The organism is Micromonospora sp. NPDC047644 (genome assembly GCF_040704315.1).
GTDB lineage: Bacteria > Actinomycetota > Actinomycetes > Mycobacteriales > Micromonosporaceae > Micromonospora.
The window spans coordinates 1-26452 of record NZ_JBEYSY010000013.1; the positions used below are offsets into that span (position 1 = coordinate 1).

Annotated in this window: 28 protein-coding genes; 9 read left to right on the forward strand and 19 right to left on the reverse strand. The window is 73.7% G+C overall.

Annotated features, from left to right (window positions below; genetic code table 11):
- Positions 1-251 precede the first annotated feature (251 nt).
- Complete coding sequence (locus tag AB0877_RS21685) at positions 252-1568, forward strand: MFS transporter (RefSeq protein WP_366610994.1); 1317 nt, start codon at positions 252-254, stop codon at positions 1566-1568.
- Positions 1569-1613: 45 nt separating this feature from the next.
- Here AB0877_RS21685 and AB0877_RS21690 read toward each other — a convergent pair whose 3' ends face one another.
- The 6 genes from AB0877_RS21690 to AB0877_RS21715 all read right to left on the reverse strand — a co-directional run bounded on the left by AB0877_RS21690 (position 1614) and on the right by AB0877_RS21715 (position 5726).
- The gene (locus tag AB0877_RS21690) at positions 1614-2000 is read right to left on the reverse strand and encodes a VOC family protein (RefSeq protein WP_366610996.1); all 387 of its coding nucleotides are present in this window, start codon (positions 1998-2000) and stop codon (positions 1614-1616) included.
- A 55-nt stretch (positions 2001-2055) separates the two neighbouring features.
- Positions 2056-2472, reverse strand: a complete 417-nt coding sequence (locus tag AB0877_RS21695; protein WP_366610997.1) for a YchJ family metal-binding protein — start codon at positions 2470-2472, stop codon at positions 2056-2058.
- A gap of 88 nt (positions 2473-2560) precedes the next feature.
- Entirely contained in the window at positions 2561-3328 is a 768-nt protein-coding gene (locus AB0877_RS21700) for an SGNH/GDSL hydrolase family protein (RefSeq protein ID WP_366611312.1), read from the reverse strand.
- 84 nt (positions 3329-3412) lie between these two features.
- Entirely contained in the window at positions 3413-4024 is a 612-nt protein-coding gene (locus tag AB0877_RS21705) for a class F sortase (protein ID WP_366610999.1), read from the reverse strand.
- A gap of 86 nt (positions 4025-4110) precedes the next feature.
- Complete coding sequence (locus tag AB0877_RS21710) at positions 4111-4596, reverse strand: hypothetical protein (RefSeq protein ID WP_091406610.1); 486 nt, start codon at positions 4594-4596, stop codon at positions 4111-4113.
- A 302-nt stretch (positions 4597-4898) separates the two neighbouring features.
- The gene (locus AB0877_RS21715; protein WP_366611001.1) at positions 4899-5726 is read right to left on the reverse strand and encodes a metalloregulator ArsR/SmtB family transcription factor; all 828 of its coding nucleotides are present in this window, start codon (positions 5724-5726) and stop codon (positions 4899-4901) included.
- 144 nt (positions 5727-5870) lie between these two features.
- Here AB0877_RS21715 and AB0877_RS21720 point away from each other — a divergent pair, with 144 nt between their 5' ends.
- From AB0877_RS21720 to rnhA, 3 genes are read left to right on the forward strand one after another with little or no spacing between them, the layout of a single operon-like run.
- Positions 5871-6110, forward strand: a complete 240-nt coding sequence (locus AB0877_RS21720; RefSeq protein WP_366611002.1) for a hypothetical protein — start codon at positions 5871-5873, stop codon at positions 6108-6110.
- A 55-nt stretch (positions 6111-6165) separates the two neighbouring features.
- Complete coding sequence (locus AB0877_RS21725; protein ID WP_366611003.1) at positions 6166-7446, forward strand: lycopene cyclase family protein; 1281 nt, start codon at positions 6166-6168, stop codon at positions 7444-7446.
- A 10-nt stretch (positions 7447-7456) separates the two neighbouring features.
- Positions 7457-7930 (forward strand): ribonuclease HI, encoded by a 474-nt coding sequence (rnhA, locus tag AB0877_RS21730; RefSeq protein ID WP_366611004.1) that lies wholly within the window; start codon positions 7457-7459, stop codon positions 7928-7930.
- A 7-nt stretch (positions 7931-7937) separates the two neighbouring features.
- Here rnhA and AB0877_RS21735 read toward each other — a convergent pair whose 3' ends face one another.
- From AB0877_RS21735 to AB0877_RS21745, 3 genes are all read right to left on the reverse strand, one after another.
- Positions 7938-8174 carry a preprotein translocase YidC gene (locus tag AB0877_RS21735; RefSeq protein ID WP_366611006.1) on the reverse strand — a complete coding sequence of 79 codons (237 nt, stop codon included), beginning with the start codon at positions 8172-8174 and terminating at the stop codon, positions 7938-7940.
- A 136-nt stretch (positions 8175-8310) separates the two neighbouring features.
- Positions 8311-9198, reverse strand: a complete 888-nt coding sequence (locus AB0877_RS21740; protein WP_366611008.1) for a pentapeptide repeat-containing protein — start codon at positions 9196-9198, stop codon at positions 8311-8313.
- Between the two features lie 74 nt (positions 9199-9272).
- Positions 9273-10400, reverse strand: a complete 1128-nt coding sequence (locus AB0877_RS21745) for a DUF5919 domain-containing protein (protein ID WP_366611009.1) — start codon at positions 10398-10400, stop codon at positions 9273-9275.
- Between the two features lie 43 nt (positions 10401-10443).
- Here AB0877_RS21745 and AB0877_RS21750 point away from each other — a divergent pair, with 43 nt between their 5' ends.
- Together AB0877_RS21750 and AB0877_RS21755 are read left to right on the forward strand one after the other, a co-directional pair.
- Positions 10444-11052 (forward strand): hypothetical protein, encoded by a 609-nt coding sequence (locus AB0877_RS21750; RefSeq protein WP_366611011.1) that lies wholly within the window; start codon positions 10444-10446, stop codon positions 11050-11052.
- A gap of 45 nt (positions 11053-11097) precedes the next feature.
- Positions 11098-11700 carry an MBL fold metallo-hydrolase gene (locus AB0877_RS21755; protein WP_366611013.1) on the forward strand — a complete coding sequence of 201 codons (603 nt, stop codon included), beginning with the start codon at positions 11098-11100 and terminating at the stop codon, positions 11698-11700.
- On the opposite strand, the gene AB0877_RS21760 is transcribed toward AB0877_RS21755, so the two are convergent.
- Together AB0877_RS21760 and AB0877_RS21765 are read right to left on the reverse strand one after the other, a co-directional pair.
- The gene (locus AB0877_RS21760; RefSeq protein ID WP_366611015.1) at positions 11673-12413 is read right to left on the reverse strand and encodes a phenylalanine--tRNA ligase beta subunit-related protein; all 741 of its coding nucleotides are present in this window, start codon (positions 12411-12413) and stop codon (positions 11673-11675) included. The two genes, AB0877_RS21755 and AB0877_RS21760, sit on opposite strands and share 28 nt — an antisense overlap.
- 7 nt (positions 12414-12420) lie before the next feature.
- Complete coding sequence (locus AB0877_RS21765) at positions 12421-13032, reverse strand: LysE family translocator (RefSeq protein WP_366611017.1); 612 nt, start codon at positions 13030-13032, stop codon at positions 12421-12423.
- A 62-nt stretch (positions 13033-13094) separates the two neighbouring features.
- On the opposite strand from AB0877_RS21765, the gene AB0877_RS21770 reads away from it, so the two are divergent.
- The gene (locus tag AB0877_RS21770) at positions 13095-14567 is read left to right on the forward strand and encodes a PLP-dependent aminotransferase family protein (protein ID WP_366611019.1); all 1473 of its coding nucleotides are present in this window, start codon (positions 13095-13097) and stop codon (positions 14565-14567) included.
- Between the two features lie 24 nt (positions 14568-14591).
- Complete coding sequence (locus tag AB0877_RS21775) at positions 14592-15302, forward strand: helix-turn-helix domain-containing protein (RefSeq protein WP_366611020.1); 711 nt, start codon at positions 14592-14594, stop codon at positions 15300-15302.
- Here AB0877_RS21775 and AB0877_RS21780 read toward each other — a convergent pair.
- Positions 15284-15862, reverse strand: coding sequence for a dihydrofolate reductase family protein (locus tag AB0877_RS21780; protein ID WP_366611021.1), 579 nt, complete (start codon positions 15860-15862; stop codon positions 15284-15286). The genes AB0877_RS21775 and AB0877_RS21780 overlap by 19 nt on opposite strands.
- Before the next feature lie 308 nt (positions 15863-16170).
- Between AB0877_RS21780 and AB0877_RS21785 the strand changes: the two genes are divergently transcribed.
- Positions 16171-17202: a PHB depolymerase family esterase gene (locus AB0877_RS21785; protein WP_366611022.1), complete on the forward strand. Its 1032-nt coding sequence runs from the start codon at positions 16171-16173 to the stop codon at positions 17200-17202.
- A 24-nt stretch (positions 17203-17226) separates the two neighbouring features.
- Here AB0877_RS21785 and AB0877_RS21790 read toward each other — a convergent pair whose 3' ends face one another.
- The 7 genes from AB0877_RS21790 to AB0877_RS21820 all read right to left on the reverse strand — a co-directional run bounded on the left by AB0877_RS21790 (position 17227) and on the right by AB0877_RS21820 (position 26429).
- Positions 17227-18648, reverse strand: coding sequence for a DUF6297 family protein (locus AB0877_RS21790; protein ID WP_366611023.1), 1422 nt, complete (start codon positions 18646-18648; stop codon positions 17227-17229).
- Positions 18645-19268 (reverse strand): ABC transporter ATP-binding protein, encoded by a 624-nt coding sequence (locus tag AB0877_RS21795; protein ID WP_366611025.1) that lies wholly within the window; start codon positions 19266-19268, stop codon positions 18645-18647. Before AB0877_RS21795 ends, AB0877_RS21790 begins: the two co-directional genes overlap by 4 nt.
- A 40-nt stretch (positions 19269-19308) precedes the next feature.
- Positions 19309-21693, reverse strand: coding sequence for a tetratricopeptide repeat protein (locus AB0877_RS21800; protein ID WP_366611027.1), 2385 nt, complete (start codon positions 21691-21693; stop codon positions 19309-19311).
- A complete protein-coding gene (locus AB0877_RS21805; RefSeq protein ID WP_366611029.1) occupies positions 21690-23456 on the reverse strand; it encodes a hypothetical protein in 1767 nt (588 codons plus the stop codon). The genes AB0877_RS21800 and AB0877_RS21805 overlap by 4 nt, the downstream gene beginning before the upstream one ends.
- Positions 23453-24730 (reverse strand): extracellular solute-binding protein, encoded by a 1278-nt coding sequence (locus AB0877_RS21810; RefSeq protein WP_366611031.1) that lies wholly within the window; start codon positions 24728-24730, stop codon positions 23453-23455. Before AB0877_RS21810 ends, AB0877_RS21805 begins: the two co-directional genes overlap by 4 nt.
- A complete protein-coding gene (locus tag AB0877_RS21815) occupies positions 24727-25359 on the reverse strand; it encodes an ATP-binding cassette domain-containing protein (protein WP_366611032.1) in 633 nt (210 codons plus the stop codon). Before AB0877_RS21815 ends, AB0877_RS21810 begins: the two co-directional genes overlap by 4 nt.
- 92 nt (positions 25360-25451) lie before the next feature.
- Positions 25452-26429, reverse strand: a complete 978-nt coding sequence (locus AB0877_RS21820; protein ID WP_366611033.1) for a WYL domain-containing protein — start codon at positions 26427-26429, stop codon at positions 25452-25454.
- Positions 26430-26452 lie beyond the last annotated feature (23 nt).

A 26452-nucleotide genomic window follows, 5' to 3' on the forward strand; every position in this document is an offset into this window, starting at 1 on the left:
CTGTCGACGTACGGTCATCTGATGCCGGACTCGGAGGGGCGCACCCGCCGCGCCGTCGATGACGCGTGGGGTTGGCAGCCCAGCCCGGTTGGCGCTGCTCGGCGCGCCGAAACCGCTGGCCGAGGCCGCGCCGGTTGTCTAGCATCGCGGGCATGACCTGGCGACATTGATCCAGCAGCGTCAACCGATCTCGTGGGCCGCCACGGGCACCGCATGTCCGGTGTCCGTCTCCACTCCCACGGGAAGGCCCCATGACCCTCATCGCCTCGCGCGTGCCCGAGCCGGCGGTCCGTCGACTGACGGCGACCCTCTACGGGTACGCGTTCCTCAGTGACCTGGTCCTGCTCTACCCCCTGTACGTGGTGTTCTTCGCCGACACCGGGCTGTCGGTGGGGCAGATCGCGTCGCTCTTCGTCATCTGGTCCGCCGCCGGAATCCTGTTCGAGGTGCCCTCCGGCGCCTGGGCGGACGTGCTGTCCCGCCGACTGCTGCTGTGCCTCGCCCCGCTCGTGGCCGCCGCCGGTTTCGCGCTCTGGGTGCTGCTGCCGTCGTACCCGGCCTTCGCTGTCGGCTTCCTGCTCTGGGGCGCTGGTGGCGCACTGGTCTCCGGTGCGCTGGAGGCGTTGGTCTGGACCGAGTTGGACCGGCTCGGCGCTGTCGACCGGTACGCCCGGGTGCTCGGGCGGGCGCGGACGGCCGGTGTGCTGGGGGTGGTCGTCTCCGGAGTGCTCGCCGGCCCGGTGCTCGCCGTCGGCGGTTACCCGGTGGTCGGCGCGGCCAGCGTGCTCGCCTGCCTACTCGCCACGATCGTCGCCACCCGCTTCCCGGAACACCGCCGGCCCGCCGCCGTCGGCGTTCCGGTCGCCGAGCCGACGACGGCCACCCGCCCGGTGGGTGCCGCGCCACCCCCGCAGCACGAGTCCACGAGCCCGGACGACGAGGGCGACCTCGGGTGGTGGGACACGCTGCGGACCGGAGTGTCGCAGGTCCGCACCCGTCCGCCGGTACGGTCCGCCGTGCTGTTGGTGGCCGTGGTCGCCGCCGACTGGGGTGCCCTGGACGAGTACACCCCGCTGCTCGCCCTGGACACCGGCGTCGGCCCGCAGGCCGTACCCCTGCTGCTCCTGCTGCTCTGGGCCGCAGTGACAGTCGGCGGGTTGCTCGCCCCGGCGGGGGAGCGGCTGGGCGGCCGAGGGTACGCCGCGCTGTTGGGGCTGGTCGGCGTCGCGCTGGCCGCAGGTGCCATGGTGCGGCACCCGGCGGGGTTCGTGCTGCTCGCGGTGGCCTTCGGCGCCGCTCAGTTGGCCACCGTGCTGGCCGACGCGCGGCTCCAGGCCCGGATCACCGGCAGCAGCCGCGCCACCGTCACCTCCCTGGCCGGGATGGCCACAGATGTGCTGATCATCGTGACGTACGCCGCTTACGGCCTGCTCGCCTCGGCGGCCGGCAATGCGGTGGCGTTCGCGCTGACCGCCGGGGCGTACCTCGTGGTGGCGCTGGTGCTGCTGACCCGCCGCCGGCACCGGTCGACAGTGTCCACCGTCGTGGCCGTGGCTGCGCCGGACTGACCGGGCCCGGCGGCGGCCTCCGCGGGCCGCCGCCGGGCCGCACGGTCAGCCGGCCATGTGCAGGAACGACCACTGGTGGCCGTCGAGGTCCCGGAAGCCACGCATGTACATCGGACCGTTGGCCATCCCCGGCCCGAGCGACTCACCGCCGGCGACGGCCGCCCGGTCGACCAGCTCGTCGACCTGCCCCCGGCTCGCCGCCGACAGCCCGACGATGACCTCCCGGCTGGTCTCCGTGTCCGTCGTCGCGACCCCGGTGTACGCCTCGAAGCCCGAGCGGAGGTGCAGCACCAGCCGGGTGGTGTCGGAGATGGTGAGCACGGTGCTGTCGCCGTCCGGCTCGGCCTGGTCGCTGGTGAAGCCGATCGCCCGGTAGAACTCGGTCGCGGTCGTCAGGTCGCGCACCGGCAGGTTGATGAATGTCATGGTCATCGGTGGTCTCCTCCGTCTCGAGCAACGGGGCGGTGGCGGTCCGGACGCGCACCCGTCAGGGTTGGTCACCGTCAAGGTAGACCCACCGGCCGTCCTCACGGACGAACCGGCTGTGTTCGGTCAACGTGCCGGGCCGGCCACCGTCCCGGTAGTGGGCGTGGAAGGTCACCGTGCCGGCGGTGTCGAGCAGGCCGCCCCGCTCGGTCTGCACGATCTCCAGTCGGGTCCACCGCTGCCCCGGGTCGAGCTCCAGGGAGGCGGGCCGGGTCGAGGAGTGCCAGCTGCGCAGCAGGTAACCCGAGTCTCCGAGGGCGAAGGCGCTGAACCGGGAGCGCATCAACGCCTCGGCCGTCGCCGGGGCGTCGCCGCCGTGCGCCGGCGCGCAGCAGTCCGGGTACGCCCGGCCGGAACCGCACGGGCACACCCGTCCCGTTGTCGCGTTCGCCCGCCGACGTCCTGCACCCTTACCCACGTGGCCATCCTGCCGCACCCGCTCCCGGGCCTGCGTCAGAGCCCTGGCCAACCGCCGTCCGGCTCGACCGACGACTGTTCGCCAGGGCCTAGTCCAGCGGCACCGGCAGCGGCACCGGCCGCTTGGCCACCCGGTCGTCGCCCGACGAGCGGCCCCGCAGGTGCCGGGCCAGCCAGGGCAGCAGGTGCCGGCGGGTCCAGGCCAGCTCGGCGCCGAACACCTCGCCCCGGCGCCGCCGAGGCGCCGGCGGCAACGGCAGCGTCCAGGAGTCGTCGAACCCGGGCAGACCCGCCGTGTACGCCAGTGCGGTGGCGATGCGCTCGTGCCCGGCGCTGTTGGCGTGCAGCCGGTCGTCGCTCCACAGCCGGGGATCGGAGGAGACCGGGTGGGCCCCCAGGTCGAGGAGGGTGGCGCCGGTCCGTGCGGTGGCTGCCCGCAGTGCCTCGTTGAGCGCCAGCATGCGACCACGCAGCGGCCGGGCCAACGGCATCACGGGCGCCGGATCCGGCATCGTGAAGGTCAGCACTGTGGCCCCCTGGTCGACCAGTGCCTGCTGCATCGCCGCGACATCCCCGGCGACCTGGTCCGCGTCGAAGGAGGGGCGCAGCACGTCGTTCATGCCGGCGACCACGGTGGCCAGGTCGGGGGCCAGGTCGAGGGCGGGCTGGAGCTGCTCGGCGCGGATCAGCGCGGTGGTCCGGCCCCGGATGGCCAGGTTCGCGTATTCCAGGCCGCCCTGGGCGCGGGCCACCGCCAGGGCGAACCGGTCGGCCCAGCCCCGGTAGCCGCCGACGCCGTCCGGGTCGTCGAGCCCTTCGGTGGTGCTGTCGCCGATCGCCACGTACCGCTGCCACATCACCCGCGCGAGGTTAGCCCTGGGTCAGCTCGGGCGGACCACCGACCTCACAGCCAGCCGGAGCGGCGGAGCGGGTGGCCTGGCTCAGGCGGTGCGGGTGGCGAAGACGACGACGTTGTCGACGTAGTTGCCGGTCGCCGCGTCGAACCGGCCGCCGCAGGTGATCAGGCGCAGCCCGGCGGCGTCCGCCGGGCCGTAGACCAGGGCGGTGGGGAAGTGCTCCTTCGGGTACGCCCGCACGTCGTCCACCGTGAACGTGGCGACCCGTGCGTCGGCGCGGGTGACCTGCACCTGTTGCCCGGCGCGGAGCCGACCGAGGTCGAAGAAGACCGCCGGGCCGGACGGCGCGTCGACGTGTCCGACCAGGACGGCGTTGCCGGTCTCGCCGGGGGTGACCCCGTGCCGGTACCAGCCGGCGAGGGTGGGTCGGTCCAGCGGCGGCACCTCCAGCACACCGGCGGCGTCGGCGCCGACGGGGACGATGTCGGCGCGTACGTCGATGGCGGGGATCTGGACCCGGACCGGCGCGGCGGGTGGCAGCGGAGCCAGGTCCGGTGCGGGGTTGGTGCGGGTCGGCGCGTCGGCCGACGGTCGTGGTGGCCGTGCCGGGTCGGCGGTGAGGCCGACGGTGATCAGCCCGAGCCCGGTCACGCCGAGCAGGGCCACCACTGCCGGTAGGGTCCGCCGCCACCGCACGTGTGTACCTCCGTACCGGATCGTCGGGGTGCCCGCGCCGGTGTCACCGGCGCGGGCACCCGTCTCAGGGATGGAACGGCCGCCGATCAGGCGACAGTGGACACCGGACGACGCCGGCGGATCAGGATCACCGCGCCGGCGAGGGCGGTGCCGAGCAGCGTGCCGCCGGCGGCGAGAGCGCCGGTGTCACGGTTGTCGCCGCCGGAGCCGGCCGGCGCGCCACCGATCGGGGTGACGGCGAAGGTGGCGGTGCCGGCCGAGCTGCCGTCGCCGCAGGTCGCCGCCACCGTGTACGTGCCCAGGGTGAATCCGGCGGTGAAGAGTTCGGCGCTCAGCCCGCCGCCGGCGGCGGCCGTGGTGGATCGGACGTTCTGGTCGCGGTTGGGGCCGGTGACCCGGAAGAGGGCGTCACCCGACTTCGGGTTGCAGGTCGTCGCGGTGAGCACGACGGTCCCACCGACCGGGGTGGTGGCCGGTGACACCGTGGTGTCGGCCAGTGCGGCGCCTGGCAGCAGGAGCGTGCCGAGGCCCACGCCGAGCGCCGCCGAGCAGAGTGCTGTTGAGACCTTCATACGCGTCTTCCCTCACTTTTCGTCCGCTGACTGCGTGGGACGTCGTTCGGGTGGCCAACTCCGTGACTAGCACCGGTGTGCCCAACACTAGGTGGGTTGGGTCCTCGATCAGGTGAAAATGAGAAATCCTCGTTGCCGTCACGTGTCCACCCGAAGGCGGGGAGAGCTGCCGAAAGGCCCGGACGGCCCGACCGGCACCGGTGCTCCGATCGATGCCATCCGGTCGGGCTGTCGTCGCTGGGCCGATGGCGAGGTATTGCCACAGACGGCGGAAATGCGCCGCCTGGCCGTGCGCCCTCGGGTCAGCCGGCCGGGCTCGGGTCGGGCATCGGCTCGCCGGTCTCCAACAGGGTCTTGAGGCTGGCCAACAGCTCCGGCCAGCCCCCGCTGCCGTCGAGTTGGCCGCTGATCGCCCGGTGCATCTCGCTGTCGGGGGAGAAGTCGTCGTGGATGACGGTCAGCCGGACGGTCGACCCGCTGTGCGGCTCGATCTCGAAGGTCACCTTCGAGCGGCGCTCACCGAGTCGCGCGGCCAGCTCGTCGTCGGACCAGCCGAAGTGCTCGGCGTGCTCGGGTTGGAAGCCGTGCCAGCCGTAGGAGAGGCGACGGTACGGCTCGGCGACGAGCACCCGTTGGCCGAGGTCACGCGGCTCGACGTCCGGTGCGTCCTGCCACAGCACGGGTGACCCGACCTGCCAGTCCGAGACCAGCGCGACTCCACCCCAGTAGCGACGGGTGAACGCCGGTTCGGTGAGCGCGGACCACAGTCGCCGCGCGGTGGTGGTCACATAGGTGGTGTAGACGAAGGTCGGGCTCTCCATGGCTTGTCGCTCCAATGCGGTGGTCAGGTCGGCCAGCGTGGCGGCGCGCTCGCGGTCGTAGCGGCTCAGCCACCGGTCGGCGATGGCGTTGATCGGGGCGGCGTTGAGGTAGTGCAACTTCTCCCGGCCGCGCCGCACGGTCGTGACGAGATCGGCCGCCTCCAGCACCGACAGGTGCTTGCTGACGGCCTGCCGGGAGCCGGCCAGCCCGTCGCACAGCTGCCGCAGGGTCTGGCCGTTGCGCTCGTTGAGCCGGTCCAGCAGTCGACGCCTGCTGGGGTCGGCCAGCGCCCGGAACGCGTCGTCCATCGACCCTCCCCTTGACAGGCAACCACTCGGTTGCCTGTGAAGTTAGGCAACCAACGGGTTGCCTGTCAACCTGGCCGCGGGCGGGCTTCTGCCGGCGGGAAAATCCCCGTGCCGCCCGGGGAGACGCTGGTAGGTTCGCTCGCCGTGACACGGAACGGGGGAGCTGGCCTGGGACCGGTGTTCGCCGTGGCGGGCGGCAACTGCGTGGGCGCGCTGCTGGGTGGGCTGCTGGCCGCCCGATTCGGCATCACCGCGCCGTACTGGGTCGGGTTGGTGGTGGCGATCGGCGTCTCGGCCGCCACCTGGCGGGTCTTCAACCGCGCCGCGGTCGCGCGTGCCTATGCCGACCCGCCCCCGGTCGAGTCGCCCGCGCCGGTGGGCTGAGCACCGGGGCGGCCCGTCGGGTGGTGGCGCGCGTCGGTGTGGCAGCGTGGTGCGGGTGACCGACTCCGCGCCGCTCGACGTCGACCTTGCGCTGCTCGGTGGCGGCGGCGCCGCGTCGTTGCTGCTCGCCGCACTGGACCGCCACGGCGTCCGGGACCTGCGGGTCGCCATCGTCGACCCGGTGCGCCGACGCGGTCAGGACCGCACCTGGGCGTTCTGGGGTCACCCCGACAGCGCCCTGGACCCGCTGCTCAGCGCGAGCTGGTCGCAGGTCGAGGTGGCGACGGCGGCGCGACGCCGCGTCCTGGACCTCACCCCGCTGCGGTACGCCATGCTCCGCTCCGCCCCGGTCTACGACCGGGCTGCCGATGCCGAGCGTCGCCTCGACGCCATCCGGATCGTCGCGCCCGCCGAGACGGTGCGTGACGACGGCGACCGGGTGCTGGTGGGCACCGGCGACGGGCGCTGCGTCCGGGCCGGCTGGGTGCTCGACTCGCGCCCCCGCCCGCCGGCGCGAGCGGGGCGGACCACCTGGTTGCAGCACTTCCGGGGATGGTGGCTGGAGGCTGACCGGCCGGTGTTCGATCCGACCCGTGCGGTGCTGATGGACTTCCGTACCCCGCAGCCGCCCCGGGGCGTCTCCTTCGGGTACGTGCTGCCGGTGAGCGACCGCTACGCCCTGGTCGAGTACACCGAGTTCTCCCCGGACCTGCTCACCGACGCCGGGTACGACGCGGCGCTGGCCGGCTACCGGGATCTGCTCGGACTGGACCCGACCGGGCTGCGGGTGCGCGAGGTGGAGAACGGGGTGATCCCGATGACCGATGCGCCGTTCCCGGCCCGGCCCACCCCCCGCGTGGTCCGGCTCGGCACGGCCGGTGGCGCGACCCGCCCCTCCACCGGCTTCACCTTCTCCGCCATGTACCGCCAGGCCGACCAGGTGGCCCGCGCCCTCGCGGCGGGCCGCGCGCCGGTGCCCGCGCCGGCGTACCCGCGCCGGCACCGCTGGATGGACGCGGTGGCGCTGCGCGCGCTCGACCGGGGCGGGGTGGGCGGTCCTGAGTTCTTCGATCGGCTCTTCGACCGCAACCCGGCCGAGCGGGTGCTGCGCTTCCTCGACGGCGGCACCACCCCGGCCGAGGAGGTCGCGATCATGAATTCGACCCGGCTGTTGCCGATGATCGCCGCGACCGCCGGCGACGCCGCGGAACGCGTCCGCGACCGGCTGCGCCCCACCCGGCCGGCGCCGGCCATCCCACCCGCGGTGGTGGGTTCGACGCCGACGACTCGGCGCGCCGGCCCCCCGAGCGGGGAGGACGACGTCCGCTCCCGGTAGGTTGCCGGGCATGGTGGACGCGGCGGCCGGCAGGGGCGTGCAGATCTGGACCGACGGGGCGTGCAGTGGCAACCCCGGTCCGGGTGGTTGGGGTGCCCTGCTGCGCTACGGCGATCACGAGCGGGAGCTGTGTGGCGGTGAGGCCACGCCCACCACCAACAACCGGATGGAGCTGATGGCGGCCATTCAGGCGTTGGAGAGCCTGAACCGGCCGGTCACCGTGGAGCTGCACACCGACAGCACGTACGTGCGCAACGGCATCACCAGTTGGCTGGCGTCGTGGAAGCGCAACGGTTGGCGGACCGCCGCGAAGCAGCCGGTGAAGAACGCCGACCTGTGGCAGCGGCTGGAGGCGGCCTGCGAACGGCACGAGGTCACCTGGCTGTGGGTCAAGGGGCACAACGGCCACCCGGAGAACGAGCGGGCCGACGGGCTGGCCAACAAGGGTATGACCGGGGCCCGAGGTGCGCTGACCAGCCGCTGATCCCGGGTCAGCGAGTCGCGTCGGGGTGCCCCGGCATGCTGGAACCGCCGCCGCTGCTGCCGGATGAACCACCGGCGACGCCCGAGTTGTCGGGCTCGGTCACGATGTCCGGCCGGGCGTCGGTGTCCGCCGGTGCGGGGACCTCGGTGTCCGCCTCGACCTGCACCAGTGGCACCTGGCCGGCTTCGTCCTCACTGTGCTGCGGGTCGCCCGGCAGCTCACCGTCGCGCTTTCGGTAGCCCACGCCGTGCCCCCCGTCGATGCCGGTTCGCGTCGGCGCTGGCTACCCGGCGTCGTCCCGGCCGAAACCTCGCGCTCAGCCGCGCCGGCTCCTGCCGAACCTCGCGCTCGGCCGCGCCGGCTCCTGCCGAACCTCGCGCTCAGCGACGCCGGCCCCGGCGGGCGGGTGCGGGGGACCGGGCGGGCTGACGGACCGGGGTGAGCGGCAGGGCCGTCCAGTGCGCCGGCCGGGTGAGCGTCGGCGGCAGCCCCGTGTGGGTGTCGCCCCGGGCGGCGTCCAGTTGGGTCTGGTGCAGGAAGAGCGTGCGCCGCAGGTCCGCGCCCCGCAGGTCGGCGCCGCGCAGGTCCGCGCCGGTGATGTCGGCCAGGCTGAGGTCCACTCCGCGCAGGTCGGCGCCGATGAGCAGCGCCCCGCGCAGGTTGGCCCGGCGCAGGTCGACGCGGCGCAGGTCCACCCCGAGCAGGTGCGCGCCCCGCCGGTCGGCGCCGCCGGGGGCGCGGGCCACGTCGCCGGCCCGGGACAGCAGCGGGTTGACCCGCGTCCGGTGGCCGGCGACGTCCACCGCGCGAAGCTGCGCCGGGTCACCCTCGGTCAGCGTCAGCGTCTCGGCGCGGGCGCGTTCCAGTTCGGCGCGCAGGTCGGCCGGCGGGCGTAGCGCCACCGCCTCGGTGAGGTACCAGAGCAGTTCGTGCAGCGGACGCAGCACCGCGAACGCCTCCGCCATCGCCGGCAACGTCTCTGGCGCGTCCCGCCAGTCCCGTCCGGAGAAGGTCACCTGGGCGACCTGCTGCCCGGCGCCGAAGCAGTCGAACACCGTGCAGCCGGGAAAGCCACGCTGCCGCAGCTCGGTGTGGATGCCGCAGCGGTGGTCGGGGCGCAGGTTGGGGCAGGGTGAGCCGGCCGGCTTGTCGATGGCGAAGTCCGCCGACGCGGCGAAGGCGGGCACCACGCAGCACAGCCCGAAGCAGCGTCCGCAGTCAGCGCGCAGCTGCGCCGCCCCGGACGGCGGTGCGGTGCGATGCGACACGCCGACGGTCCTCCTGACGATCAGGGGTGGAACACCATTGTTTCCGGTGCCGAACCCCACGGGTCGGTCGGGGGTCACCGTGCGTGCGTGTCGCCGGCCGTCGCGGGACGGGGCGCCGGGGTACGGGCGTCGCCCGGCGGTGGCACCAACCGGCGGATGTCCCGCTCGCCGTCGTCGTGCCCGTACTTCTGGTCGAAGTGCCGTTTCACGGCGGCGATCGGGGTGCGGTCCCCGTCGGCGGGCTCGGCCAGGGCGAACACGCCGGGTGCCGCCCCAGGCGCTCGGGGCGGCAGCACGGCTCGCACCGTCAGCGGCCCGGTCACTCGGAACCCCCGGCAGTCGACGTAGTGCTGGCCGTCCACCGTCACGAACGGCACGCGTACCTCGACCACGTCCGACTCGTCGTGGCGCAGCGTGACCGTGACCGACCAGTACCGCTCCAGGTCGAGGGTGGCCTGCTCGTGCTCCCACAGCTCCTCGAACCGGGCGTGCACGAACCCGCCCCACGGGCTGTCCATGTCCACCTCGAGCTGCGGCACGTTGAACGACAACTTGCCGATCGGGAAGAACGAGATCAGCGCCCGCCCGTCCCACTGGTAGAGCTGGATCGACGGGGACGCGTCGTAGAGCCGGACCTGAAGGCGGTGGCGTAGCCGCGAGTCGAGCGCGTCGGCGAACGCGGCCAGGTGGCGCAGGTTGGTGCGGATCTGCCGGGGCACGTCCACCCGTTGCCGTTCCAACTCCTCGGAGCGCTGCTGGGCGGCGGTGCAGTCGGGGTCGAGCAGGAGCAACTGCACCTGGGCGCCGTTGGCGAGCGCCGCTCGCACCGCGCTCAGCGTGTCCTCCCGGTGCCGTTGCTCCAGCAGGATCGTCCAGGTGTCGAGGATGCGCACCCGACGCCCGCAGCGGTGCAGCCGGGTCACGAACGCCTGCTGGTCGAAGCTGAGGTGCTCCTGCACCCGCGCCCTGCGGGCCTCCTCGAACAACGGGTCGAAGATGACGTACGAGATGGCCGCGAGGACCACGCTGGCGCCGAGGTTGAGCAGCAGGTCGCTGAGGAAGCCGGTGCTGCGCCAGGCGGCCAGCAGCATGACGACGGCGATCGCGAAGAGTGCCCCACCGACGACGAAGGCGCGTCGTTGCCGCCCGCCCCGACCAGCCCACCCGAGCATTTCGCCGCTCGGCCCCGATCCACCGCTCATAGGGTGACGGTAACGGAGTCGTGCGACAACAGAGGGTGGCGGGATGGACGAGAGTGAACGCGAGCAGGCGCTTCTCACCGTCCTGACCACCGAGCACTACGCGTTGCAGACGTCCCGCGCGGGCACCATCGCCGAGGCCACCGGTCGCGCCACCATCTTCCTGTCCGTCCTGTCGGCGGCGCTGATCGGCCTCGGCTTCGTCGCCAGCAACGACAGGCTGGTCCGGCCGTACCTGGCCGCGGTGCTGCCGACGCTGGTCATCATCGGGGTGCTGACGTTCCTGCGCCTGGTGGAGACCACCGTGGAGAACTCGTTGGACCTGCTGCGGATCCAGCGCATCCGGGCCTACTACCACCATCAGCTCGCGGGCGAGCACGCCTTCTTCGCCGACGCGGTGGGGGCCGACGATGCCATGAGCACGGCCTGGAACCTGGTCGGCACGCGTCCCGGGCGGTGGGAGTTCCTGCTGACCACGGCCGCACTCGTGGGAGCGGTCAACGCCGTGCTGAGCGGGCTCGGCATCGCACTGGTGACGACTACCGTCGGTGCCGGGGGCTACTGGACGGTCCTGGTCGGGGTGCTGGTCGCGGTGGTGGCGTTCGGTGTGCAGTTCGCGTACATCGTCCGGGTGTCGGCCGCACGGATGCGTTGACGGCCGGCCGGTGCCAATCAGCCCGACCTGTCGTACGGTCGGCTGGTGCGGATCACCCGGTTCACCCACTCGTGCGTACGCGTCGAGCACGACGGCGGGGTGCTTGTCGTCGACCCGGGGACGTGGAGTGAGCCGCACGCTCTGGTCGGCGCGGACGCGGTGCTGGTCACCCACGAACACACCGACCACGTGGACGTGGCGCGCCTGGCCCTCCGGGGCGTCCCCGTGTACGCCCCGGAGGGTGCTCAGCTGCCGGATGTCGCGCCGCTACCGGTGACCCGGGTCCGTGCCGGGCAACGCTTCACCGCGGCCGGCATCGAGGTCAGCGCCCACGGTGGCCGGCACGCCGCCATTTACGGGGGTCAGCCGGACTGCCCCAACCTCGGGTACCTGATCGGCGACGGGCTCTACCACCCCGGCGACGCGCTGCACGTGCCGGACGAGCCGGTGCGCACCCTGCTCGTCCCGGCCCAGGGGTCCTGGCTGCGCCTCGACGAGGCGATCCGCTTCGCCGCGGCCGTGGGCGCGGCGGCGGCGTACCCGATCCACGACGCGCAGCTCAACGACCGCGGTCTGGCCAGTGTCGCGGGTTGGTTCGCCGAGACGATCCCCGGCTACCGTCACCTGCTGCCGGGCGACACCGCCTGACCCCGGTCGTCATCCGCCGCCGCGGTGCGGAAACGCGGCGCGGCGGCGGTGAGCACCGCGGCGGCCGTCGGTGCGGACCACACCTCGGTCAGCTCTGTGACGAGGTCGGCGACCAGCCGGGTCACGGCCGGCTCGCCACCCGGGTGCAGCGCCTCGGCGACGATCAGCACCGACGAGGTGCCCGCCCGCACGGCCGACCAGCCGCTCTGCCGGTTCGTCCACCGTCGGGCGTGGGCCCGCCCGGCGGAGTCGACGAAGGTCACCTCGCCCGGCTCGGGATGCTCGGTGTCGCCCGCGAAACTCAGGTACGCCTCGTTCCCGTGCGCCGGCCGGACCACCAGGTCGCCGTCGACCCGTTCCAGGTCGAGCGCCGCGACCGGGATGGCGTACGCGGCCGAGACGGCGTTGCAGAGGTCGACGAGCGGGTGCACCCGGGGCAGTTCGCCGTCGAGGCGCAGCCGACGCAGCAGCGCCTCGGAGGCGCACCGGTACTGGGTGGGCCGCAGCCCCATCGCCGCGTACGCCCGCCGCCACGCCTGGATCTCCGGGAACCCGCTCTCGGCCCCATCGGCCAACCGCCGCCGCGCCTCGGCGAGATGAGTGGCCGCGCGTGCCGTCACGTCGGCGCTGGGGGTGATCCCGGCGACCTGCACCACGCCGGCGACCAGATCGGGGTACGCGTCGCGAAGCCGAGGAGAATGTTCGAACTGCACTGTGCTCCTAACGTTCGGAGAGGGCGAGGGTCACGCCGAGCGCGACGAAGGTGCCGGCGGCGGACCGGCGCAGCCAGTCGGTGACCCGGGGGCGGGTCAGCACCCGGTCGCGTACCCGGGCCGCGAAGACGCCGTAGCCGCTGAACACCACCATGGTGAGCAGCATGAACACCGCGCCGCAGCCGAGCATCGCCCGCGTCGAGCCGGGTGCCGTGGTGTCCACGAACTGCGGCAGGAACGCGACGAAGAACATCGTCGGCTTCGGGTTGAGCAGGTTGACCAGCACCCCGGAGACGATCACCCGGATCGCCGAGCGGGGTGGGGCGTCGGTGGTCACCGCGAAGGCGTCGCGGTCACGCGCCATTGACCAAGCCAGGTAGAGCAGATAGCCGACGCCGAGGTAGCGGACGGTCTCGAACGCCACGGCGCTGGTCTGCATCAGCGCGGCCAGCCCGGTCATCGCGGCCAGCAGATGCGGCAACGTTCCCAGCGTGCAGGCGAACGCGGCCAGCACCCCGGCCCGCGCACCCCGCGACAGGCCGGCGGAGAGCGTGAAGATCACCCCGGTGCCGGGGGTGACCACCACGATCAACGTGGTGATCAGGAACGGGATCGTCACGGTCGTCCTCCGGCGGAGTCGGCAGGTCTGGCTCCTCCCCACTCTGCTGCCACAATGGTCCGATGGGCAGAGCCAAAGCGAGTGCATTCGAGAGGTCCATATCGGCCGGTTCCGACTTCCTGCACCTGACCATCACCGACGCGACGCCGGGCGGGCGCGCCGACTGGCTGACCGACCGGCTGCGGCAGGCCATCGCCGAGGGGCGGGTGCCGATCGGTGACCGACTGCCTCCGACCCGGGTGCTCGCCGCCGACCTCGGTGTCTCCCGGGGCGTGGTCACCGAGGCGTACCAGCGCCTGACCGAGGAGGGGCACATCGCCGGCCGGGGCCGGGCCGGCACGGTCGTCGTCGCCGCGCCGGTCGCGCCCACACCCGCGGCCGCCGCCGCGCCGGCACCGGTCACGACCTTTCCGCCGGCACCGGGCACCGACATCTTCGAGGCGTTACGCGCGGCGCACGCGACCATCGACCTGACGCCCGGCGTACCCGATCTGGCCGCCTTTCCCCGCGCGGACTGGCTGCGTGCCGAACGGAGCGTGCTGCGCCGCCTCGCCGCGGCCGACCTCGGCTACGGAGACCCCTGTGGAACGCCCGTGCTGCGACAGGCCGTCGCCGCCTGGCTGGCCCGCAACCGCGGCATCGGCGTCGACCCCGCCGAGGTGATCATCGTGGCCGGCGTCTCCCAGGCGCTCGGACTGCTCGCCCAGGCACTCCCCACCGCCGGCGTCACCAGGATCGGCGTCGAGGACCCGGGTTCGCTCGGGGTTCGCCAGCACCTGAACAACTGGCGGATGGACACCCCGCCGATCAGCGTCGACGACGCCGGGCTGCGGGTCGACGAGTTGACCGCCAGCGGCGTACCCGCGGTGATGCTCACCCCCGCGCACCAGTTCCCGACCGGCGTGGTGCTCGACGGTGACCGCCGCCGCCACCTCGTCGCCTGGGCGCGGGCCGGCGGAATGATCATCGAGGACGACTACGACGCCGAACACCGCTACGACCGTCCTCCGGTGCCGGCCCTGCGGGGCCTGCTGCCCGAGCAGGTCTGCTACGCCGGCAGCGTGTCCAAACTACTCGCCCCCGCCCTGCGGGTCGGCTGGCTGCTCGTACCGGCGCGGCTGCGCGACGCCGTGGTGGCCGCCAAGCGCAACGCCGACCTCGGCAACGCCGTGCTACCGCAACTGGTGCTGGCCGAGTTGATGACCTCCGGTGCCTTCGAGCGGCACCTGCGGCTGCTGCGCCGGCGACACATCCGCCGGCGGGACGCCATGATCGCCGCGCTGGCCCGCGCGCTGCCGTCGGCGACCGTGCACGGCGCCGCCGCCGGGCTGCACCTGATGATCACGCTGGACGACAGCGTCGTCGACACCGAGCTGGCGGCGGCGACGCTGGCCCGCGGGGTGAAGGTGCAACCGCTGTCCTGGCACTGCCAGCGGCCGTACCGGCCCGGCCTCGTGCTCGGCTACGCGGCCCGTACGCCCACCGAGATCGAGGACGGCGTGGCGGCCGTCGCCGCCGCGCTCGGCTCCGATTAGGGCCATCCCGCGTATCCTTCGCCAGTGGGACTGCGCTTCGAGACGCGCGGGTCCGACTCGCCATGGGTCGACACCGTGTGGACCTGCACGAGCGAGCAGGTCACCGCGATGACGTCCGTGGCGGGGGTGCGCTGGGGCCTGGTGTTCTGGGAGCAGGCTGGCCGGGCGTACGCGAGCATCACCGGTCCCGAGACCCGCACCGGCACGGCGCCGGTGCCGCACGGCGCGACCTTCACCGGCATCGAGTTCGCCGTGGGCACCTCGTTGCGGGCCGTGCCCACGTCGACGCTGGTCGACGGCGGCATCGAGCTCCCCGACACCACGCGCCGGACGTTCCGGCTGGACGGCTCGCGCTGGGAGACGCCCGGCCCCGACGACGCCGAAGCCTTGGTCGACAGCCTCGTCCGGGCCGGGACCGTGGTCCGTGACCCGCTCGTCGCCGAGCTGCTGCGGGGCCACGGTCCGGTCGTCTCGGCGCGTACCGTCGAACGCCGGTTCCGCGCCGCGACCGGGCTGACGCGCGGCGCGGTCCGGCAGATCGAGCGGGCCCGCGCGTCGGCGGAGCTGCTGGCTGGCGGAGACCCGGCCGCCGACGTGGTCGCCAAGCTCGACTACTTCGACGAGCCGCACCTGGCCCGGGCACTGCGCCGCTACCTCGGACGTACCGTTCGGCAGCTACGCGAGGGCACGGGCGGCGCTATCGCCCTCGACCTCGATCAGCGCTTGACGTCGTAGATCACCTTGAGGATCCCGTTCGGGTAGCTCTCCGACTCCCGCAGCGTCAGCATGTGCTTGTCGCGGTCGGCCCGGCCGAACAGGCCCTTGCCGGCACCGAGCAGCACGGGGAAGACGAGCAGGTTGTACCGGTCGATCAGCCCCTCATCGGACAGCCGCCGAGCCAGCTCCGCGCTGCCGTGGATGAAGATCGCTCCGCCCCCGCCCTGCTTGAGCGCGGCGATGTCCCCGGTCGATCGCAGGATCGTGGTCGGCCCCCACCCGTCGACGAGCGCGTCGTCGGACAGCGTGCTCGACACCACGTACTTGGGCAGCTCCTTGTAGTCGGCGTGGTCCTCCGAACCGGGCCAGACCCGCGCGAACGCCTCGTAGCTGCGGCGGCCGAACATCAACGCCGTCGTGTCGGCGAGCTCCTCGCCCTTCAGCGACCAGGCCTCCGGGACGAACTCGAGGTCCTTGAACACCCAACCGCCGCTGCGGTGCTCCTCACCCGGACCGCCGCCGGGCGAGTCGACGACGCCGTCGAGCGACATGAAACCGGTGTAGACCAGGTCGCGCATTGTGTTGTCTCCTCAGGCTCGGAAGCGGGCTGCCGGGGCCACGTTAGATCGCTGTCGCGGCGCTGTCTTGGACGGAAACGACAGCCGGTCCGAACGCGCCGCCGGATCGGGTGGCACCGTGACCAGGCGTCCGGGACGCGAGGCTCGCCGCGCTCGCCACCTTCAGCGGTCCTGAGCGCCGGGAGTGGGTGCCGGCGACATTCCAGCGGTGGCGGACGTGTCGATCGCCGTCATATCTGGTGTGGTCTATGTCACGGTAGCTTCGGCGCACGCCGACGCCCCAGTCGGCGCTGCCGAGGAGACCGCCCATGCCCACACCGCTGAAAGCCGCCACCACCCTCGCGGCCACGCTCCTGCTGATCCTGACCGCGGCGGCACCCGCCCGGGCCGCCGACCCCACCACCGTGCCCCCGGTCTCCGGGCCGCTGAACACCTACAACGTCTCCGACGTCTATGTTGCCGGCGTCTCCTCCGGTGGCTACATGGCCACCCAACTGCACGTCGCCTACTCGTCCCGGATCAGGGGAGCGGCCGTCTTCGCCGCCGGGCCCTACTACTGCTCCCAGAACACCGTCGCCCAGGCGCTCAGCGGCTGCGGCGACAACCGGTATTCGACGAACGTGTCCGCGCTGCAGGCGTACACCCGGACCTGGGCGTCGTACGGCTGGGTCGACCCGGTCGGCAACCTCTCCGGCGATCCGGTCTACGTGTTCCACGGCGGTAACGACACCACTGTCAAGAAGTCCGTCACCGACGACCTGGTCCGGTACTACCAGCACTTCGGGGCCAGCGTGCAGTACGACAGCGGCTCCGCCGCCGGTCACTCCTGGGTCACGCCGTACGGCACGCTCGGGTGCGCGTCGACCGCACCGCCGTACCTCAGCGACTGCGGTGCGGACCCACAGAACACGCTGCTGCGCAAGCTGCTCGGCGGGGTGAACGCGCCGAACACCGCAGGGCTCGGCGGCTCGCTCATCCGATTCAGCCAGAACACCTTCGCGGTCAACGGCTGGGCCAACGGGTTGAGCATGGACGCCAACGGCTTCGCCTACGTCCCGTCGGCGTGCGCGGCAGGCCAGTCGTGCCATCTCCTCGTTGCCCTGCACGGCTGCGCGCAGGGCGTCGGCGCGGTGGGCACCGCCTTCGTCGACCGGGCCAACCTCAACCAGTACGCCGACACCAACAACCTGATCGTCCTGTACCCGCAGGCAGGTGCCTCCCTCAGCAACCCGAACGGCTGTTGGGACTGGTGGGGTTACCTCGGCGCGACCAACTTCCCGATCAAGGGCGGCGCGCAGGTCGAGACCATCATGAACATGGTCCGCCGACTGGACGGCTGAGTGCCCCCGGGCGGGGCGCTCGGATCAGCCCAGGAACAGTTGGACGAGGACGAGCACGGCGAGCAGCGCCGGCCCCCGAGACCCCTGCCGGATCAGGTCGACCGGGACCATCCCGAACGGCGTGTTGACCGTCGCGCCGCCGTAGGTGATCGGCGGGCGGGTGCCGGCCCGGAACGCGGCGGCCACCACCCCCAGCGCCAGCGTCGGCGCCAGCCAGGCCGGCCCCGGCTCGACGGTCGGCAGGGTCGACAACCACCACAGGCCCGCGCCGACGGCCGGCACCACCACGTGGATCCCGCGCAGCAGGTTGTCGCTGCCACCGAGCGCCCGGCGCAGACCGGGGGAGCGGCTGACCGAGCGCAGACCGCCGGTCAGCCGGTTCGCGGCGAGGTAGGCGAACACCACCTGCGCGGCCCCGGCCAACCCGGGCAGGGCGAGGGCGGCAGCGTACTGCACCCCGATCAGCGCCGCCCAGATCAGCACCGCGCTCGGGTGTCGGCCCAACCGCCGCACGTCGGCCTGGAGCAGCGCCCACCAGCCGGGGCCGGACCGGAACCGGCGGCTGCGCACCTTGCCGACCCGACGCCAGCGGCGGCTCTCGACCAGGCCGGCGAGCAGGCTCGGGTCCAGCAGGATGGTGGCCGTGGCGGCGGCGTTGGCGAACTGCGCGCCGGTGGTCAGGGTGGCCCGGTCGATGAGGGGCAGCGCGCGTACCGCGAGGACGGTGCCCAGGCCGGTGAGCGGCACGGCGAGGGCGAACAACGCGATGGTCGGCGTCGCCGCCGGCCGGGGCAGCCCGTCGCCGAGGTTGCTGACGAGCACCACCAGGGCGGTGATCACAGCTGCCGCCACCATCGGCGCCGCCCCGACCACCGTCGGCCAGCGCCGCCCCGACCGACGGCCCTGGGCGACGGCACTGAGCGCCAGCGCGGCCGCCCCCCACCCCGCGCCGGCCGCCGCCGCCCAGCCCAGGGCGGACGGTTCGCTGACCCCACCGAGCGCCGCCACTGCCACTGCGAGCGCGGCGGTGCCGACCGCCGAACCCAGCAGCAACAGGACGAAACGCGGCGCCAACCAGGCCCGCCGGTCGATCGGCGCGCTGGTCGCCCAGCTCTGCGTCGCCGGGGTTACCAGCAGCGGGCCGAGTGCGCGCAGACCACGCCAGGCGAGCCCCGCGCCCGCCAGCAGCGCGGCGACCGCCAGCCACCACCGCACGCCCGGCTCGGCCTGACCCACTGTGGGGGAGTCCAGCAGGTCGCGGCTGGCGCTGATCGCGAACCAGCCGTACATGCCGGTGAACAGCACGATGACGTACGCGTCGCCGAGCACGTCGCTGAGCGAGTGGTCGTGGTGCCGGCTGCGGGCCTTGCGCAGGTGCGCCCGCACCTGGCGGGCGGTCGGCACCCCGGTCGGCGTCTCGGCGATCGTGGCCGGCGCGGCGGTCACTTGCCGATCTCGATACGCTCGTCGACCACCGCGTCGATCAGCTCCGGGTCGTGCGAGGCCAACAGCACGGCAGTGCCGGCCGCCCGTTCCCGCAGGAGTCGGTCGGCGAGCCACTGCCGCCCGCGGACATCCAGCCGCTGCTCGGGCTCGTCCAGGATCAGCACCCGGCGGGGCCGGACGAAACAGGACGCCAGCGCCAAACGGCGGCGTTGTCCGCTGGACAGCGTCACCGGCAGCTGGTCGCGGGCCGCCTCCAGACCCAGCTCGGCGAGGACCTCCTCGACCGGCTCGGCGTCACCTCCGTGGGCGTACGCGACCAGCTCCAGGTGCTCGACCACCGACAGGTCGGGGAAGAAGTCGATGTCGTCCAGGGCGGCGGCCACCAGCGCCCGCACCTGAGGATCGGTCTCGTCGGCGCGGCGGCCCTGCACCAGCACCTCACCCGCGTCCGGCCGGTCCGCGCCGACGACACACCGCAGCAGAGTCGTCTTGCCGCTGCCGTTCGGGCCGAGCACCACCGCGATCCGGCCCGCAGGGAGCGTGAAGCTCACCTCGTCGAGCACGACCAGGTTGCCGAAGGTGCGACTGAGTCCCCGTACCGCGAGCGCGTCCACGATCACAGAGTCTCCCAGAGTCCCACCACCGACCAACCCGAGCGACCTACGTCACCCGGCTGTCGGCGTCGTTGTCCAGTCGGGCGTCGGCGGCGGCCAGCCCCGGGGCGTCGGCGACCTCCTCGGCCACGGCCGCCGCGTCCGCCCAGTGCCGCCGCGCGTCGGCCTGGTCGCCCAGCGCCGAGCAGGCGTCACCCAGGTAGAGCAGGGTCCGCGCCAGCCCGGCTGTCGGCCGGGTCTCCTCGCGCAGCCGGCGGCTCTCGGCCAGCAGCTCGTACGCCGTACGCGCCTGCCCCGGGGTGCTGCTCAGCAGCGTCGCCCCGGCGTTGAGCAGCGCCGTCGCCCGGCTGGTCGGGTCGTTGACCGACTCGTACTCGCGCAGCGCGGCCCGCCACGCCTGGGCGGCGTCGAGGTGTTCGCCGAGCGCCGCGTGCACCAGCACCAGGTTCGTCAGGGCCGCCGCGTACCCGCGCGCGTCACCCACCGACCGGAACGTGTTGGCCGCCCGCACCAGGTGGTGGTGCGCGGTGTCCGGTTCGCCCCGGGCCAGTTGGGCCGCGCCCAGGCCCAGCTCGGTGAGGGCGTGACCGGCCCGGTCGGCGCCGGAGCGGTGTCGGCGCGACATCTCCAGGTGCTCCACCGCGTCGTCGAGCTGCCCCAGGTCGAGCAGGGCCAGCCCGAGATTCATCCGCGCCTGGGCGTTGCCCCGCCGCCCCCGCTCGTTGACGGCGAGGGTGAGCGCCGCCGCCGCCCCCTGCGGGTCGTGCCGACGTCGACGCAGCACCCCCAACTCGTTGTGCGCCCACCCGGCGATCTCCGGACGGTCGTCCGCGGTCGGGGTGGCCAGCACGGTGCGGCAGACCTGCTCCCACTCGTCGAGCCGCTCGGCGTACGCCAGCCACCCGCACAGCGCCACTGCCAACCGGAACCACCACCGGCGCACCCGCCGGGGCAGGGTCTCCTTCGCGCCGGCCGGCACCCGCACCACCGCCAGCAGCAGCTCCTGGTGCAGGTCGAACCAGCCGTACGGGTCGTCGTCCAGTGGCAGCGACCACTCCCGGTCGGGCGGGGAGCCGAGCACCGCCAGGTTGGCCGCGTGCCGTTCGGCCCGCCGGGCCAGATGCCGGGTCAGCCGGGCCTGCGCGGCGACCCGGGCCCGGACCGGATCCGCGTCGCGTAGGTGCAGTCGGGCGCTGCCGGCCAGCAGGGGGCGGATCTCGTACCGGTCGCCGGGCGCGCCTGCCACGAATGCCGCCGCGGCCAGGCGGTCGAGCAGCGCGGTCACCAGCTCGGGGTGCCGTCCGGCCAGCGCGGCGATGGTGGGCCGGTCCACCGGGGCGGGGACCAGCGACATCAGCCGGTACAACCGCCGGGCCTGGCGGGGCAACACCCGGTAGGCGATGTCCCGTTCGGTGACCAGGCGGGCCGCCGGTGAGACGGCGAGCCGCTGGTGCGGTGGCGTCTGCACCGCGCGGCGCAGCGCGTCCAGCACGTCGGAGTGCCGCCAGCCGTGTTGAGCGGTGCGGTAACCGAGCGCCCGGACGGTACGCGGTTGTCGCCCGCACAGGTCGACGATCTCGCGTACCGCCGGATCGGTGCGCGGGTCGGCGCGACGGACCCGGGCGGCGGGCGCGGCACCACCCGCCGTCGCGAACAGCTCCACCGCCTCGGACGTGCCCGGTTCGGCGATCCAGTGCGCGACCACCCCCTCCAGACCGACCAGCGCCGGACCACCGGCGAGCAGCAGGCGGCAGGTGCGCGCGGTGGGCGGCAACAGGGGCCGCACCTGGTCGGGGCGGTCGACGTTGTCCAGCACCAGCACGATCTTGCGGCCGTCGAGCTGGCCGCGCAGCGCGTCGGCGGCGGCGGCGAGCGCGTCCGGCCGGCCGGAGGTCGGCGGGGCGGTGCCCAGGATCCGGGCCAGCGCGGTGAGCACCTGCCGGGCCGAGCGGGGTCGGCCGCGCCGCCGCAGGTCCAGGTAGTACTGACCGTCGGGGAAATCCTCCCGGCACTCGTTCGCGGCCTGCACCGCGCACGCGGAGGTGCCCACCGCACGCCGCCCCAGAACCGCCACCGCGTGCTCCCGGGTGAGCAGAGCGACCAGGGCGTCGACGTGCTCCTCACGACCGGTGAACTCGGCCGTGTAGGGCAGGTTGAAAGCCCCGGCGGCCGGGGTGGTGAGCACTTCCGTCGGCTCGGGGTCGACCTCCCGGCCGGTCCGGCGGCGGCGCACCTCGTACGCCACGTAACCGACGACGCCGCCGGAGGCCAGGACGATGGTCACCGGCCCGAGCACGTTGGCCGCCAGCTCGGAGAGGACGTTGCCGGCCAGGTTGCTGGCCACGTTGGCGAGGACGCTGCCGACCACGCCGCCGATCGCGATCAGCGCCGGCCAGCGTGAGCCACCGCGCGGACCACCCGGCCGGGTCACCGGACGCCCCCGGAGACGAGCCCGGCGACCAGGTGCCGCCGGGAGAGGACCACCAGCACCACCGGCAGCACCGAGGCGAGCACGGAGCTGGCGGCCAGCGCGCCACTGTTGCTCACGAAACTGCGGGTCTGCTCGGCCAGGAACGGCCCGAGCGGCGAGGACCCCGACGCGCTGAACAGCCGTCCCACCACCAGGTCGTTCCAGACCTGGACGAACTCCAGCACGGACACCGCCACCACCGCCGACAGGTTGTGCCGGGCCAACCGGCGCAGGGTGTGCCACCACCGACGCCCGCCCAACCGGGCGTCGCGGACCTGCTCCACCGGCAGGTCCGCGAACGCGTTGCGCAGCACCAGCACCGCGAACGGCACGCCCAGCGCGATGTGCACCAGGGCCAGGCCCTGGGCCGTGCCGGAGGAGAGCACCAGGCCCAGCACCTCGTTGACCGGTCCGGCGATGACCTGGATCGGCACGACGCTCGCCGCCAGCAGCAGCAGCCCGGTCGCCTGCGCGGCCGGCCCGGTCAACCAGGCCAACGGGTACGCGGCCAGCAGCGCCACGACCAGCACCGTGGCGGTCACCGCGGTGGCCAGCAGCAGGGTGAAGCCCAGCGTGCGCCACAGCTCGGTGCCGGTGACCAGGTCGCGGTAGGACTCGCCACTCGGCGGCGCCGACCACCAACCGCGCGAGGCGGCGTCCACCTGGCCGTGGGCCGACGTGGCGACCAGTACCACCAGCGGCACCAGCCAGGCGATCGCGGCACCCGCCGCGAGCAGCCGGAACACCCGTCGGGGCGGGGCGACCGGGGCGGGTTCCGGTGCCGCCTCGATGCGCGGCGGGGGCCAGGCCTGCCGGACGAAGAGCGCGGCCACCATGATCCCGCCGATCACCGCCAGCAGCCACACCACGCCCAGCGCGGCGCCGTCGCCGGTGGTGGTGCCCCCGGACGTCTGCCAGATCCGTAGCGCCAGCACCGAGGCCTCGTCGCGGACCGAACCGGGGGTCATCACGAGGATGAGGTCGAACGTGCGGCTGGTGCCCACCGCCACCAACGCGAAGACCACAGCCGTCGTCCGCAGCAGCAGTGGCCGCCACTGCGCGTCCCACAGCACGTGACGACGCGTACCGCCGTAAGCGCGGACCGCGTCGGCGAGGCTCGGTGGCACCGCGTCCAGTGCGGAGCGGAAGACCAGCACCGCCAACCCGACCCAGGCCCAGACGAACGCCGACATCAACGCGACGGTGACCATCCCCGGCCCGAGCAACTGTGGGGCATCCTCGACCGAACGGCCGGCCAGTCGGGTCGCGACCAGGGTGGCCAGCCCTCGGCTCGGGTCCGGGTCGTACATCAGCCGGAAGGTGACCCCGGTGACGACGAACGGCAACGCCACCGGCACCAGGAGGATCAACCGGACCAGGCCGCCCTCCTGGGAGCGGCGGGACGCGGCGGCCAGCAGATAACCCAGTGCCGTCACCACCGCCGGCACCAGCAGCGCCCACAGGACCGTCCGACCGACCACCGCGCCGGTGCCCGGGGCGGCGAGCGCGGTCCGGAAGTGTGCCGCGCCAACCCAGCGACCGTCGGTGGTGACGCTGGCGTGCATGGTCCGCAGCACCGGCCACAGCACCAGCCCGCCGAGCAGCACCGCGGCCGGCAGCAGCAGGGCCGACGTGGCCCCCGCCGCCGGATAGGCCCGACCGCGCCGGGCCGGACCGACGTCGTCGAGGACCGCCAGCTCGCCGAGGACCCGCACCTGGCTCATCGGCCGCCCCCCGCGCTGCGGGCCGCGGCGGCGAGCAGGCCGGTGGTTCGGCGGATCGCCTCGCCGGCGCGGACCCCGTCGGTGACGTCGGCGAAGAAGCCCTGCATGATCCGCCAGATGCCGACCCCGTCCGAGCCGGTGAACGCCCCGCGCAGTTGGTCGGAGAGGTCGAAACGCAGGGTGCCCGGGGCCCGCATCTCCGTGGCGAGTTGCCTGCCGACGCCGTCGCTGTAGCTGGTGATCGAGACGTTGGTGTTGGGCGACAGGTAACCGCCTTCGCGGAGCCACGGCTGGAACGAGTCGGCCCTGGCCAGCCATTCGACCAACGCGACTCCGCCCTCGGCGCCGGCGAACGCCACGGCCGCGTCCCCACCGACGATCAGGGGACCCCCGCCCGGCTGGGTGCCCGGGAACCGGAACGTGACAGGCGCCTCCGGCCCGCGTCGGAACGGACGAACGACATCGGCGGTGAAGTCGGCTCCGAGGAGCATCACCGCCCGCTTCGTGTGCACCACCTGGATCACCGACTCCTCGTACTGGGTGAGCAGGGCACGACGGCCGCCGCCGACGAACGCGCCGTTGATGCTCCACAGCCCGGCGAGGCGGTCCAGGGCGTCGCGTACCGGCTTGTCCTGCCAGTCGGCGCCCTGTTGGGCGAGGGCGTAGTAGCTCCCGGGTGCCATGTCGGCCAGAACGTTCTCGAACCAGTCGGTGAGCACCCAACCGTCCGCGGCGCCGATGGCCAGGGGCGCCGGGCCGCCGTCGCGTCGGGAGCGCGCGGCCAGCTCCCTGGTCCGGTGCAGCAGTTCGTCCCAGGTGGTCGGCGGCGCGGGCAGCATGGAGGGCAGGTGCCAGACCAGCGACTTGTGCGCCGCCTTGACCCACACGCCGTACCGTTCACCGTCGGTCATCAGCAGATCGCTCAGCTCGACGCGCACGGCGTAGTCGGTGGACGGGCGCACCGGGCTCAGCCAGCCGCGCTGGGCGTACTCGGTGACCAGGCCGGGACGCGGCAGGATCGCCACGTCCGGGCTGGTGCCGGCCAGGTGCCGGGCGCGCAGGAACGCATCGATGTCGTTGCCGGCGCTGATCACCTGCACCCGGGCGGGGTAGCCGGCGACAACCTCGCGGAACCGGTCCAGCTCGCTGGTGCTCCAGACCACAGCGACCTGCACCGACCGGGTTGCCCCGCCGCAGCCGGCGGCCAGTGCGGTGGCGCCCGCGGCGGCGGCGCGCAGCAGCGTACGGCGACCGACCCGGGCGGCCGGCCTCATCGGGCCGCCTCGCTCGGCTCGGTGACCAGCTCGTGCCGCACCGGTATCTCGGCCAGGGTGGCCGGGTCGGCCGTGCAGACCAGCACCGCCACCCCGGGGGCGTCCGGCGGCGAGAGGCGAGGCATCAGGTCACCGAGGCGGCTGTCGCCCGCGGAACCGGCCGGCAGGTCGACCACCAGCACCTCCGGCAGGCAGGCCGCCGCTCGGGCGAGCGCCACCCGGAACCGCTGGGCGTCGGAGATCTGGTGCGGCAGCAGGGCGAGGGTGAGCGCCAGCTCGAGCCGGTCGACCACGGTGGCCGTCCAGTCGTTGGCCACCTCGTGCACCCGTTCGCGTTTGCGCTGGCCGTACTCGATGTTGCGCCGCACGGTGAGCTGCGGCAGCAGCGCGCCACCGGCGGGGACGTAGCCGATCTGCCGGCGTGGCGGCGGCAGGCTGGTGACGTCCCGGTCGCCGACGAGGACGCGACCGGTCACCGGCGGGGCCAGCCCGGCCAGCACCCGGGCGACCGCCGTGCCGAACCGGGGCGGCGCCACCAGGGCGGCGAGTGTGCCGGCGGGAACGTCGAGGGTCACCGGTCCGGTGCCGGGGACGGCGACCAGTGCGCGTAGCCGTAACGTGGCCCTCACCTCCGGTGACCATTGACGACCGTCCCAGGGTGGCACACGGTGCCGACAACCGACGCCCCCGCCCCTTCCACTGTGGAGACGGTCGGGGCTGTTCAGGCGGGGCAGTAGAGCGCGGCGAGCCCGGCCGCCGTGGCGGCCAGCCGTTCGCGCAGCGCCACCGGGGCCAGCACCTCGACGTCGGCACCGAGGCGCAGCAGGTCACCGTGGGCGTGGGTGAGCGACTCGATGGGCAGCACCGCCGTCACCCACCCCCGCGCGTCCGGTGCCCCGGCGCTGGTGTCCATCGCCGACACCACCGGGTCGCTGCCGATCTCGCGCAACCGCTCCCGCCCGGCGGGGGAGAGCCGGACGTAAGCCTCGTCGCGGTGCAGGCGGGCCCGGAACTGCACCACGTGCGCCCGCCACCAGGACGGCAGGTCGAAGTCGGCCGGGCGGTCGAATTCCTGCGCCAGCGGGGTCAACGCGAGGATCTGGTTGACCCGATAGGTCGCCGGCGCGCCCCGGCCGGGCTGGTCGGCCACCACATACCAACGACCGCCCTTGAGCACCAGGCCGTACGGCTCCAGGACCCGGGTCACCTCGCCGTTCCAGCCGCGGTAGCGCACCTCGACGCGGTGCTGCCGCCAGACCGCCTCGGCCGTGCGGGCCAGCTCGGGGGAGGCGTCGCCGTCGGCATACCACCCCGGAGTGTCCAGGTGGAAGCGTTGTTGCAGTCGGGTCGCCCGGTCGCGTAGCGGCGCGGGGAGCGCGGCGTGCAGCTTGAGTTGCAGCGCCGCCACCACGTCGCCGTAGCCCAACTCGTCGGCGGGGCCGGGCAGGCCGGCGAGGAACAGCCGGTCGGCCTCCTCGGCGGTCAGCCCGGTCAGTCGGGTCCGCCAGCCGTCGACCAGTTGGTAGCCGCCGGCGTGCCCGGCCTCGCCGTAGAGCGGGATGCCGGCGGCGTGCAGCGACTCGACGTCGCGGTAGATGGTGCGGGGAGAGACGGCCAACCGCTCGGCGAGTTGCGCGGCGGTCAACCGCCCGTGCGACTGGAGCAGCAGCAGGACGGAGAGAAGTCGAGAGGCCCGCACTTCACTGACACTAGTTGTCAGGG

What these genes read in the sequence shown, in the direction of transcription:
- AB0877_RS21685 (WP_366610994.1), top strand. Translation starts at nt 252, where the DNA reads ATGACCCTCATCGCCTCGCGCGTGCCCGAGCCGGCGGTCCGTCGACTG.
- AB0877_RS21690 (WP_366610996.1), bottom strand. Translation starts at nt 2,000, where the DNA reads ATGACCATGACATTCATCAACCTGCCGGTGCGCGACCTGACGACCGCG.
- AB0877_RS21700 (WP_366611312.1), bottom strand. Translation starts at nt 3,328, where the DNA reads ATGTGGCAGCGGTACGTGGCGATCGGCGACAGCACCACCGAAGGGCTC.
- AB0877_RS21710 (WP_091406610.1), bottom strand. Translation starts at nt 4,596, where the DNA reads ATGAAGGTCTCAACAGCACTCTGCTCGGCGGCGCTCGGCGTGGGCCTC.
- AB0877_RS21715 (WP_366611001.1), bottom strand. Translation starts at nt 5,726, where the DNA reads ATGGACGACGCGTTCCGGGCGCTGGCCGACCCCAGCAGGCGTCGACTG.
- rnhA (WP_366611004.1), top strand. Translation starts at nt 7,457, where the DNA reads ATGGTGGACGCGGCGGCCGGCAGGGGCGTGCAGATCTGGACCGACGGG.
- AB0877_RS21745 (WP_366611009.1), bottom strand. Translation starts at nt 10,400, where the DNA reads ATGAGCGGTGGATCGGGGCCGAGCGGCGAAATGCTCGGGTGGGCTGGT.
- AB0877_RS21750 (WP_366611011.1), top strand. Translation starts at nt 10,444, where the DNA reads ATGGACGAGAGTGAACGCGAGCAGGCGCTTCTCACCGTCCTGACCACC.
- AB0877_RS21770 (WP_366611019.1), top strand. Translation starts at nt 13,095, where the DNA reads ATGGGCAGAGCCAAAGCGAGTGCATTCGAGAGGTCCATATCGGCCGGT.
- AB0877_RS21780 (WP_366611021.1), bottom strand. Translation starts at nt 15,862, where the DNA reads ATGCGCGACCTGGTCTACACCGGTTTCATGTCGCTCGACGGCGTCGTC.
- AB0877_RS21785 (WP_366611022.1), top strand. Translation starts at nt 16,171, where the DNA reads ATGCCCACACCGCTGAAAGCCGCCACCACCCTCGCGGCCACGCTCCTG.
- AB0877_RS21805 (WP_366611029.1), bottom strand. Translation starts at nt 23,456, where the DNA reads ATGAGCCAGGTGCGGGTCCTCGGCGAGCTGGCGGTCCTCGACGACGTC.
- AB0877_RS21810 (WP_366611031.1), bottom strand. Translation starts at nt 24,730, where the DNA reads ATGAGGCCGGCCGCCCGGGTCGGTCGCCGTACGCTGCTGCGCGCCGCC.